The sequence below is a fragment of the Pedobacter hiemivivus genome (genome assembly GCF_004331685.1).
Taxonomy (GTDB): domain Bacteria; phylum Bacteroidota; class Bacteroidia; order Sphingobacteriales; family Sphingobacteriaceae; genus Pedobacter; species Pedobacter hiemivivus.
In genome coordinates, this window is sequence record NZ_SJSM01000027.1 from 55,022 (window position 1) to 66,425 (window position 11,404).

9 protein-coding genes are annotated in these 11,404 nt (G+C 40.0%); 3 read left to right on the forward strand and 6 right to left on the reverse strand.

Translation table 11 applies throughout. The annotated features are described in order from the left end of the window. Positions 1 to 17: 17 nt before the first annotated feature. The gene (locus tag EZ444_RS24040) at positions 18 to 1,769 is read left to right on the forward strand and encodes an ABC transporter ATP-binding protein (RefSeq protein WP_131612158.1); all 1,752 of its coding nucleotides are present in this window, start codon (positions 18 to 20) and stop codon (positions 1,767 to 1,769) included. On the opposite strand, the gene EZ444_RS24045 is transcribed toward EZ444_RS24040, so the two are convergent. From EZ444_RS24045 to pnuC, 5 genes are all read right to left on the reverse strand, one after another. Continuing rightward, the gene (locus EZ444_RS24045) at positions 1,766 to 3,040 is read right to left on the reverse strand and encodes an MFS transporter (RefSeq protein WP_131612160.1); all 1,275 of its coding nucleotides are present in this window, start codon (positions 3,038 to 3,040) and stop codon (positions 1,766 to 1,768) included. The two genes, EZ444_RS24040 and EZ444_RS24045, sit on opposite strands and share 4 nt — an antisense overlap. Positions 3,041 to 3,107: 67 nt before the next feature. Beyond that, on the reverse strand, positions 3,108 to 3,740 hold the full coding sequence (locus tag EZ444_RS24050) for a thiamine phosphate synthase (RefSeq protein WP_131612161.1): 633 nt from the start codon (positions 3,738 to 3,740) through the stop codon (positions 3,108 to 3,110). A 22-nt stretch (positions 3,741 to 3,762) separates the two neighbouring features. Further along, entirely contained in the window at positions 3,763 to 6,210 is a 2,448-nt protein-coding gene (locus EZ444_RS24055) for a TonB-dependent receptor (protein ID WP_131612174.1), read from the reverse strand. A 254-nt stretch (positions 6,211 to 6,464) separates the two neighbouring features. After that, entirely contained in the window at positions 6,465 to 6,995 is a 531-nt protein-coding gene (locus EZ444_RS24060; protein ID WP_131612163.1) for an AAA family ATPase, read from the reverse strand. After that, entirely contained in the window at positions 6,979 to 7,593 is a 615-nt protein-coding gene (pnuC, locus tag EZ444_RS24065) for a nicotinamide riboside transporter PnuC (RefSeq protein ID WP_131612165.1), read from the reverse strand. The genes EZ444_RS24060 and pnuC overlap by 17 nt, the downstream gene beginning before the upstream one ends. Before the next feature lie 144 nt (positions 7,594 to 7,737). On the opposite strand from pnuC, the gene EZ444_RS24070 reads away from it, so the two are divergent. Together EZ444_RS24070 and carB are read left to right on the forward strand one after the other, a co-directional pair. Next, positions 7,738 to 8,052, forward strand: a complete 315-nt coding sequence (locus tag EZ444_RS24070; protein ID WP_131612167.1) for a peptidase associated/transthyretin-like domain-containing protein — start codon at positions 7,738 to 7,740, stop codon at positions 8,050 to 8,052. A gap of 212 nt (positions 8,053 to 8,264) precedes the next feature. Then, complete coding sequence (gene carB / locus EZ444_RS24075) at positions 8,265 to 11,081, forward strand: carbamoyl-phosphate synthase large subunit (RefSeq protein ID WP_131612169.1); 2,817 nt, start codon at positions 8,265 to 8,267, stop codon at positions 11,079 to 11,081. Positions 11,082 to 11,211: 130 nt separating this feature from the next. Here the strand turns inward: carB and EZ444_RS27490 are convergent. Further along, positions 11,212 to 11,404 (reverse strand): hypothetical protein (locus EZ444_RS27490; RefSeq protein ID WP_205945321.1); only part of this gene is annotated, 193 nt, incomplete at its 5' end.

Sequence of the window (11,404 nt, forward strand, 5' to 3'; positions counted from 1 at the left end):
CAAAACAAAACTTATAGATGAATTTACTGATTGAATATTTGAAGAACTATAAATGGATAGTAGTTTTAGCGCTTGTGCTGGCTGCTGTTAATATAGGATTCTCTTTATTAGACCCTTACATTACAGGTAGAATTGTGGATCGTTTCATCGAAAAGAAAGATATTTTGGAGCGTAGCGAATTCGTTTGGGGAGTACTTGGACTAGTTGGTTTGGGTGTGGGTGCCGCTATGGTATCCAGAATTGCAAAGAACTTTCAGGATTATTTTACCAGTATTATTGTTCAGAAAGTAGGGGCTCAAATGTACGCTGATGGCTTAAAACATTCGTTGGAGTTACCTTACCAGGTATTTGAGGATCAACGTAGTGGAGAGACATTGGGAATATTGCAGAAAGTGCGTCAGGACTCAGAAAAGTTCATCACCTCATTTATCAGTATTTTGTTTGTTAGCCTGATCGGGATGGTTTTTGTAATCGTTTACTCGGTTACGGTAAGCTATAAAGTAACACTGATCTATTTTTCTGCAATTCCTATCATCAGCTTTGTGAGCTGGTTTTTGAGTAGAAAAATTAAAACCATACAAAAGAGTATTGTTGCCGAAACCACCGCTTTGGCAGGTTCTACTACAGAATCATTAAGAAATATTGAACTGGTTAAAAGTTTAGGATTGGCTAGTCAGGAAATAGAACGCTTAAATAAAACAACTTATAAAATACTGGGCCTTGAGCTTAGAAAGGTAAAGTATGTGCGCAGTATGAGCTTTGTACAGGGCACAACGGTAAATTTTGTACGTAGCTGTATGGTTGTGGTTCTATTGATTCTTATTTTTGAAAATACCATCTCTCCGGGACAATATTTCTCTTTCTTATTTTACTCATTCTTCCTTTTTGGTCCACTGCAGGAGCTTGGAAATGTAATCCTGTCATGGCGCGAAGCCGAAGTTTCTCTAGGGAATTTTAAGAGGATTTTAAGTATGCCAATAGATCAGAAGCCTTTAAACCCCGTTAAGCTTGAAAAGATTAGCAAGTTGGCTTTTGAAGATGTTAATTTTAAACACTTAACTGGGAAATTTAATGCACTAACCGACATTAGCTTTAGTACTCATAATGGGGAGACGATTGCTTTTGTAGGCCCTTCGGGTTCTGGAAAAACCACATTGGTGAAGTTGTTGGTTGGACTCTATCAGCCTATTGAGGGAGATGTGCTTTATAACAATACTTCGAGCAAGGATATTGATCTTGATTTATTGAGGGAAAAAATTGGTTTTGTAACTCAGGATACACAATTGTTTTCGGGAACGATTAGAGAGAATTTACAGTTTGTAAGACCCGGTGCTACTGATGAAGAGTGTATGCGGGTTTTGCAGCAGGCAGCTTGTCATAATCTACTAGCAAGGGCAGACAATGGGCTGGATACCGTAATTGGCGAGGGTGGAGTAAAAGTGTCGGGTGGTGAAAAGCAGCGTTTATCGATAGCGAGAGCATTGCTACGTAAGCCGGATATTTTGGTGTTTGATGAAGCTACATCTTCTTTGGATTCATTGACAGAAGAGGATATCACAGCTACGATTCGTGATATTTCGGAGCAGACCAATCACATTACGATATTGATTGCACACAGGTTATCGACGATCAAACATGCTGACCGCATTTTTGTACTCGAGAAAGGGCACATTATTGAACAAGGTAGACATGAAGATTTATTGTTGCTAAATGGCTTGTACTATGCCATGTGGAGACAACAGATCGGTGAACGCCATGTAACGGCTTAAACCTTTTGTTCGTTTATCTCATCAAGGCTTAATTTTATTAAGCCTTTTGTTTTTAAATAGGTAATGCCAGCAATGAGGATGGTCATACTGCCCCCAAATACTACTGCGGGTACGGTACGCATCAGCTTTGCAGTTAGGCCCGATTCGAAGGCACCAATCTCATTGGATGAGCCAATAAACATACTGTTTACAGCAGATACGCGACCCCGCATTTCGTCGGGGGTAAGGAGTTGCATAATGGTAGATCGGATAATCACGCTTACGCTATCAAATGCACCTTCCATAAACAAGAACATAAGGGTAAGGTAGAAGTTTTTGGATAGACCGTAACAGATAATGCTGGTTCCAAATCCAGTAACGGCAATGAGGAGGTTACGCCAGGGTTTATTCATGGGCGAAAAACGAGTCATTACCAACATGGTAATCACAGCGCCACCTGATGCTGCCGCACGCATGTATCCCAGGCCTTCTGGGCCAACTTTAAGGATGTCATTAGCAAATACTGGTAATAAGGCGACAGCGCCGCCAAAAAACACGGAAAATAGGTCCAGGCTCATGGCGCCCAACATCATTTTGCTTTTAAATACAAACTGTACCCCTTCGGTTAGGCTTTTTACAATACTTTCTTTAGGGATGTATCTTGGCGGGTGTGGTTTTAAAAAGAAGATACAAACAATGGAAATAAATATAAACGTAATGATCACGATATAGGTTACCGTGATGCCGTAGAAGCCGTAAATTAATCCACCTGCTGCTGGGCCCAGAATAGAGGCCATTTGCCAGCCGGAACTGTTCCATGTACTGGAGTTTGGATATAATTTTTTAGGGACAATCATGGCCATTAAGGAGAAGGTGGCCGGACTAAAAAAGCCGCGGGCCAAGCCAACCCCGAATATCATGCAATACATAATAGGCACAATATAACTGGTAGGGATGTAGGCATGCATTTGTTTTGTGGTAACCACGAGCATCACTAGAGAGCATAAAAACACACCTATAAATATTTTAAGGAGCAGCCCTCTTTTTTCAGATTTATCCGCAATATATCCACCATATAGCGCAACGCCAATGGCTGGAATGGCTTCGCAGAGGCCAATTAATCCCAGTGCTAATGGGTCTTTAGTGAGGTGATAAATGTGAAAGCCGATGATTACGGCCTGCATTTGATAAGCAAAAGTGAAAAAGAAACGCATTCCGAGATAAGATCGGAATTCTCTGTAGCGCAAGGCGGCGAAAGGATCGGGTTTCTCTATAGGTACATGTTCTTCCAACAGAAAATTGTTTTAAACAAATGTATGCCATCGACTTGCAATAACATACATTTATTTAAAAAAGTATTTACACGATTTGGTCATAAAAGTCAAGATAGGCTGAACGCATATCTTCGGCTTGATTTATGGCTGCAGAAACAGCTATCCCGAAAATTCCGGTATTCATTAATGGGTCTATGTCGTTGATGGTTATACCGCCAACAGCAAGCACAGGTAGGTTGATGTCCAGTTTTTTTAATTCTGCCATCGCATTTTGATAACCTTCTACACCCAATAATGGAGCTTTGTTAGGCTTGGTGGTTGTGGTGTAAAATGGACCAAAACCGGCATAGTCTGCACCTTCTTTGGCTAGTCTGATTAAGCCTTGCAGTGTAGTGGCAGAGCCGCCAATGGTTATTGCTTCGCCCAGTTGTTCTCGCAGCTTTACAAAGTCGGCATCAAAATCTTCGATATGAAAACCCTGAATATCGGCTTTGCCGTTTAAATGTACATGATCTGTAACGATCAGGGTAGCCCCCCAATCGTCACAGATTTCTGCAATAGCATTGATATCTATCAAAAGCTCATCATCATTTTTAGTTAAGCAACGGTATTGTATCCATTTTGCTCCGGCAGAGCAGGCAATTTGCGCCTGTTCAATATGACTGTGCTGCTGGATATCGTGCGTAATAAATTGGAGTTTCTCGATGAACTTTTTCATATATATAGGTATTCCTTGTCTTTTAAAATTTCAAATTTAGCGAAAGTAGGAAATTAGTTCCTGCCTGAGGGAAGTAAAAGTTTTCGGTAGTTGTTCCCCATGGATAGATTGAGCTGTAAGTATAGCCGTTACTTTCGTATTTTTTATTGAAAATGTTGTTGGCTAATAAGCCGATATTGATGTTTTTAATGCCTTTTAAGCTAAAATCATAACCTATTCTGGCGTTGTTTACCCAGTAAGCGTCTAGCTTGCGGCTATCATTTTGCGTATTGTCCATAAATTGTTTGCTCACATATTTGCTTTGGAAAGCAACAGCAAGGCCCGATAACGGTTTGTATACCAACTCGCCGAAAAGGACTGTATTTGGTGAGAAAGAGATATCTGGATTTGCATAAGTGGTTGCCTGAACATTGATCAGATCAAAATTGGCATCGTATTCTGAAACGTAATCAATATAGTTTTTGATCTTGTTTCTGCTTAATGCAGCATTGGCATTTACTGCAAATTTAGAACTGATGATGTATGAACCATCTAATTCAATCCCTATTCTTGAGCTTTTATCTACATTCTGACGGTAAGGATCGCCACCATCGTTAACCTCTCCTGTAAAAATCAACTGATCTTTATAGAACATACCATATACATTAATGCCAACATTGAAATCGCTGTTTTTAATGCGGTATCCAGCTTCAATATTGTTTAGATTTTCTGCTTTTGGTACTGCTAATCCTGTTTTTAGATTGGTAAAGTCATCGCGGTTAGGTTCTTTATTCGCTACACTAAATGACGCATATATATTACTTTGTTCGTTTACGAAGTAAGTAGCACCAAATTTAGGGTTAAAGAAATTGTAGTTGTTGTGGAAATCTAATGGGTTACGATTTTTGTCTAATCCAGTGATATCGTATTTTACGTTTCTGTATTGTAAGTCGGCAAATAAGCTCAGTTGACTTATCGGACTGTAGTTTACTTTAGCATAGGTATTGAAATCATCTTTATTTCCTTTGCCATCGTAATAATGATAGTCATTTGTGGCTGTTGAGGCATACTGGGCCCAAATAACTTGACCAAAATGCTTACCTCTGTATTGATTGTATGCTCCACCCAGGGTGAAGTTTAAATCGGACTTTGGATTATAGTTAAACGCATAAGTTGCTCCGTAAAAGTCATTGTCTAACCAACGGCGACGAATAAGGTCTGTTTTAGCAACGTCGGTGCCACCTGCATTTGCATTAGGTAAGCCATACTTACTAAACTTTTGTTGGTTTTTGTACTCTTCATAATAGCCTTTACCTTCGGTATAATGCAGGGCTCCATTAAATGAAAACTGTTCGTTAAACTGTTTCGCATATAATGCCTGGTAATGATTTTGTGCGTAATTGTCGTTTTGATCTTTGTAGGTAAACTGGTTGTATTTCCTGTTGTCAGAATTAAATAGATTATCACGGTCGGCGTCTGTGTAATACAAATAATCTTTATTGTTGTCGTAATGGGTTTGTAGGCCGACTAAATCGCCTCTTAGTTTTGCCTCAGGAACACCGCTCCAGGCTTGGTAGGTCTTTTCTGTACCGCCAAATACATTTATCCTTAATAAATCTGTTTTCCCATGGTAAGCACCAGATAAGAAGAATGATTTCAGATCAGCAGCACTACGGTCTACAAAGCCATCAGATTTGATGCGTGATAAACGGCCGTCAAAGCTCCATTTGTTGTCAATTAAGCCAGTACCAATTTTAACGGTGTTTTTTAAGGTGTTAAATGAGCCGTAGGTATTGTTTAACTCTGCATATGCGTTTTCTGAAGGTGCTGCTGTTTGGATGTTTAAACTTCCACCAAAAGCACCGGCACCGTTGGTAGAGGTACCTACGCCGCGTTGGATCTGGATGTTATCTACAGAGGAAGCAAAGTCGGGCATGTTTACCCAAAATATTCCCTGGCTTTCGCCATCGTTGTAAGGAATGCCGTTGATGGTTACATTTACCCTACTGGCATCACTACCTCTAACTCTAATTCCGGTATAGCCTACGCCTGCACCTGCATCAGAAGTAACTACAACGCCAGGTGTGTTGTTTAAAATAAAAGGAAGATCCTGGCCAAAGTTGTTTCGCTCAATTTCGGCTTTGTCGATGTTTTTGTAGGTGGCGGCCGATTTCTCGTTGGCACGCGTAGCCCTAACAATTACCTCATCGGCCAAAAATGCGCTTAAGATCAAGGTAAAGTCCACAACTTCATCACTACTCAACTTTATGGTTTTCTCTATCGTTTGGTAGCCAATATAACTGGTGCTAAGGGTGTAATTCCCTGCTTTTAGATTGCTGAACCGATATTTGCCTTGTGCATCAGTAGTCATTCCTGTAGCCTTATTTTTAAGTCGTACAGAGGCTCCTGAAAGTGTGTTTGATTTTTCGGATACTGTTCCCGAAATACTGAATTGAGCTTTTGCCAGAACCGGCAACAGCAACATCGCCATCACGGCAATTTTTAATGTTTTCAATTTTTGATCTTTTAGTTAAACCGCTGCAAGTAAGGGGTACTTACAGCCCAGTTAAACTCCATAACTCCAATCCCTACGCCGGCATTATCCGGATCAGGTGCATATATCTGCGTACAGATATAATGGGTATGCTCTCAGCCTGTTTTTGTGTTTTTTACAAAACAAGGCACCCCCTTTTGATGGAACAAAGGTACTTGCTTATTTTGTGAATACCAAGAAAGGGGATTTTGTTAGTGATTGGATAAAAAGCGGTCGACAGCAGCAATTGCATTGTCTAGCCTGTTTTCGGTTCCGTTTATCACATCGTAGTTTGCATTTAGGGCCTTCAGCTCATTGTGCCAAACCTGCATAAAATACTCACGCTTATCCGGAAAGTCACGTAGCGGGTCTTCCTGCCAAGGCAAATCAATATCCATCAATAGATATAGGTCGTAATGGTAATTGGGTAAGGCATCTAACACCAATCTCGGCGTTTCTCCAAATACCTCATCACTCCATATTTTTACCGTTAAGAAGGTGGTATCGCAGAAAATCAAGTCTTTTTGAGCGATGGCCGTTATGGATTCCTCAAGTGCTACCTGTCCGTGAAACATATTGATTTCGTCCTGTAAGTTGCAGGGAGCGGTTAAAGCGGCACAATAATATCGGGCATATTCTGGTACCCATAGCGTGTGGTAATGCAATGCCAGTTGTGCTGTTATGGTAGACTTGCCAGTACTCTCGGGCCCAACAATAGCTATTCTTTTAATTTGCTTGTTCACGGTAAATCTTTCTCCAATCTAAATAACCAACTGATGCAATATAAACATACAGCGCGTACATCACCGCAGTCGCATATAGATCTTTTGAAATGTACATGCCCACGTAAATGATATCAACAAATATCCATATCAACCAGTTTTGCATCACTTTTCGGGCCAGAAAAATCTGTGCCACTAAGCTGCAAGCGGTGCAAAAACTATCTAGATAAGGCAATGCAGCATCTGTATTTTTGTAAAGCAATTGCCCCAGTAGGAAGGTGAAAACGATGATGCTGACTATGGAAATTAATACTTCCTTTTGGGTGATATTTGCGACAGGTCTTGATGCTTCGGGGTTGTTTCTGTTTTTACTCCAATAATACCAGCCATAAATGTTCATGATAAAAAAGTAAAACTGCAGGCCCATGTCTGCATATAGCTTTGATTCGAAAAAAATAAAGATATAAATGACCACACTTACAATGGCGATTGGCCAGCTGTAAATGTTATTCTTGGCCGCAAGCCAAACACATAAGATTCCGGTAAATACGCCAAACCACTCTAATGCGCCTGTTTGAACAAAAAGTTGAGTGAAGCTATCCTTGAGTAATTCAATCATCGCCCAAAAGTACTAAACGTATTTACATAAAAAAATCCCGTAGGGGCGAAGGTTAGGGACGCAAGATTTATTTGAAACAATAGAAACGAACTATTTGTATGTAATTTAGCGTTAATAAGAAAATGGGCTAAAAGGAATATGACGATGAAAAGATTAAGTTTTTTAATGATAATAGGACTGGTGATTGGTTTGCTTGCCTTTACTTTTATTAAGACAGGTAAAATCCAAGGCCGTATTGCTCCGGCAGATGGCGCATCGCAGGTGTTCGCGGTATTGGGAACTGATACTTTAAGGGCTGAAATTAACAATGGTAATTTCGCATTTCCCGCTGTTAAAGTGGGGACTTATACCATTCAAGTAAAAGCGATTGCTCCGTACAAAGATACGTCTGTAGTAAATGTGCCTGTAATAGACAGTATAACTACTGATGTTGGCTTGATCAAACTAAAGCAGGAATAAGCTTTAACACGTTATTAGGGGGGTATTTTAGCCTCCTTTTTTATTTATGATGCTTTTTTAAAAAATAGCTGATTTTTAATAGGTAAAACTGTAACTTTGCATCCCGACAGAAGAGTCGGAGCTTTAGACCCTATCTAAGGGAAATCTCTCGACTGTTCCAGTCTCTAAATTGCATTTTTTACCATATTATACATTAGACTTTTCAAAGCCTTATGCCTAAAGACACCTCCATACGCTCAGTACTAATTATCGGATCTGGACCTATTATCATTGGTCAAGCTTGCGAATTTGATTATTCGGGATCTCAAGCCGCCTTATCTTTAAAAGAGGAGGGGATTGAAGTTTCAATCATCAATTCTAATCCTGCAACCATCATGACCGACAAGGTGATTGGTGATCATGTTTACCTGTGGCCACTGACAGTAGATTCTATCGAGCAGATTTTACAAGAACGTAAAATTGATGCGGTATTACCTACCATGGGCGGACAAACCGCACTGAACCTTTGTATCGAAGCTTCTGAACGTGGAATTTGGGAGAAATATGGAGTTAGGGTAATCGGTGTAGATGTTGCTGCAATTGAGAAAACAGAAAACCGTGAAGCTTTCCGCCAGTTAATGGTTGATATAGGTGTAGGCGTAGCAACTTCAAAAATTGCAAATTCTTTCCTTGAAGGTAAAGAAGCAGCTCAGGAAATTGGTTATCCATTGGTAATCCGCCCTTCTTATACATTGGGTGGTTTTGGTGGCGGTTTCGTACACAAAAAAGAAGAATTTGACCAGGCTTTACAACGTGGGCTTGAAGCTTCTCCAACTCATGAGGTTTTGGTAGAGCAAGCTGTTTTAGGTTGGAAAGAATACGAATTGGAGTTGTTAAGGGATAGTAATGACAATGTGATCATTATCTGTTCAATTGAAAACTTCGATCCAATGGGTATCCATACAGGAGATTCAATCACAGTAGCGCCGGCTATGACTATGTCTGACCGTTGTTACCAAGATATGCGTAACCAGGCTATCAAAATGATGCGCGCAATAGGAAACTTTGCTGGGGGATGTAATGTACAGTTTTCGGTTAATCCGGATAACGACGAGATCATTGCCATCGAGATTAACCCAAGGGTTTCCCGCTCTTCGGCATTGGCGAGTAAAGCTACAGGTTATCCGATCGCTAAAATAGCAGCTAAACTGGCTATAGGTTATAACCTGGATGAACTGGAAAACCAAATTACAAAAACTACATCTGCATATTTTGAGCCTACACTTGATTATGTGATTGTGAAAGTTCCTCGTTGGAACTTCGATAAATTTAAAGGAGCGAATATGGAGTTGGGCTTGCAGATGAAATCTGTAGGTGAAGTAATGGCCATCGGACGTACTTTTATTGAAGCAATACAAAAAGCTTGTCAGAGTTTGGAAATTGGCAGAGCTGGATTAGGTGCAGATGGTAAACATAGCCGCAGTATCGAAGAGATCATGCATGGTCTTGAGCATCCAAGCTGGAATCGTTTATTCCTGATTAAAGATGCCATGAGTATGGGTGTTCCATTAGAGTCAATCCGTAAAGTTACCCGTATTGATAAATGGTTCTTGTCACAAATACATGAATTGGTTCAGCTGGAAACAGAATTGAAACGTTATTCACTAAATAATATCCCTAAGGATTTCTTCTTTACCTTAAAGCAGAAAGGTTTCTCTGATATTCAGATCGCTTATCTTTTAGGAAATGTAACGGAGGATGAGGTTTATGAGCGCAGAAAGTCATTAGGCATCAAACGTGTTTATAAAATGGTTGATACTTGTGCTGCTGAGTTTGCTGCGCAAACACCATATTACTACTCAACTTTTGAGGAAGAGAATGAATCTCTCCGTTCCGATAAGAAGAAAGTAATTGTATTGGGCTCTGGTCCTAACCGTATCGGTCAGGGTATAGAGTTTGATTACTCTTGTGTACACGGCTTATTGGCGGCTAAAGAGAGTGGTTTTGAAGCCATCATGATTAACTGTAATCCTGAAACGGTATCTACAGACTTTAACATGGCTGATAAATTATACTTCGAACCGGTGTTCTGGGAGCATGTACGTGAAATTATCGAGTTGGAGAACCCAGTGGGTGTAATTGTTCAGTTGGGTGGTCAGACGGCCTTAAAAATGGCTGAGAAGTTGCAGGAGAACGGCATAAAGATCATAGGTACTTCATATAACGATATGGATGTTGCTGAAGACAGGGGACGTTTCTCTGATCTTTTAAAAGAATTGGAAATCCCTTACCCTAAATATGGTGTTGCAGAGAATGCTGAAGAAGCAATCGTTGTAGCAAATGAAGTAGGTTATCCAGTGCTGGTTAGACCAAGTTATGTGCTAGGTGGACAAGGGATGAGCATCGTGATCAACGATGAGGATCTTGAGAAAGCAGTAGTAAAATTACTAGGAGATTTACCTGGTAACCGTGTACTGATCGATCATTTCTTGGACAGAGCAGAAGAGACTGAGTCAGATTCGATCTGCGATGGCGAAGATGTTCACATTATCGGATTAATGGAGCACATTGAGCCGGCAGGCATCCACTCTGGAGACTCTTTCGCAGTATTGCCGCCATTCAGTTTATCTGAAAAGGTAATGAACGACATGGAGACTTACTCTAAAAAGATTGCCAGAGCATTAAATGTAATCGGGTTGTTAAACATTCAGTTTGCTGTTAAAGATGAGAAAGTATATGTAATTGAGGCCAATCCAAGAGCTTCAAGGACTGTTCCTTTCATTGCTAAGGCTTATGATGTTCCTTACATTAATATTGCCGCTAAAGTGATGCTGGGTGTGAATAAACTGAAAGACTTTACTATTGAGCGTAAACTTGAAGGTTACGCAATTAAAGAACCGGTATTCTCTTTCTATAAGTTCCCTGAGATAACTAAAGAATTAGGTCCGGAAATGAAGTCGACAGGTGAGGCCATCAGATTCATTAAAGATACTGAAGATCCTTACTTCAGAAAGCTTGTTAAAGATAAATCAATGTACCTATCTAAATAAAATTAAAAGGGCTGTATCGTGAGAGAGGGCACTGAAAAAGTTCCTCATTTATGAGCCAGCTTAAGGAACGATCAAGTAGAACATGTTTTTTACTTGATCGTTTTTTTTATTGAACAAAGTTGAGATTTCGTTATACTGATTTTTTGATCAATATATACCTGTCTTTTTCGAAGGATAAATAAGCATTTTGGTTGCAATTGACTGGATTTAACTCAGATTTATTGAATATTAGATCAGTTTTAGGATTCTTTTTAAGTTTACGGTAAAAATTGCCATAGCCCCCTGCATTTCCATATTCTGTATTCCATAGGAAGTCGCACGTC

Coding starts and splice junctions, on each gene's coding strand:
- EZ444_RS24040 (WP_131612158.1), top strand. CDS start 18: ATGAATTTACTGATTGAATATTTGAAGAACTATAAATGGATAGTAGTT.
- EZ444_RS24050 (WP_131612161.1), bottom strand. CDS start 3,740: ATGAAAAAGTTCATCGAGAAACTCCAATTTATTACGCACGATATCCAG.
- EZ444_RS24055 (WP_131612174.1), bottom strand. CDS start 6,210: ATGGCGATGTTGCTGTTGCCGGTTCTGGCAAAAGCTCAATTCAGTATT.
- pnuC (WP_131612165.1), bottom strand. CDS start 7,593: ATGATTGAATTACTCAAGGATAGCTTCACTCAACTTTTTGTTCAAACA.
- EZ444_RS24070 (WP_131612167.1), top strand. CDS start 7,738: ATGAAAAGATTAAGTTTTTTAATGATAATAGGACTGGTGATTGGTTTG.
- carB (WP_131612169.1), top strand. CDS start 8,265: ATGCCTAAAGACACCTCCATACGCTCAGTACTAATTATCGGATCTGGA.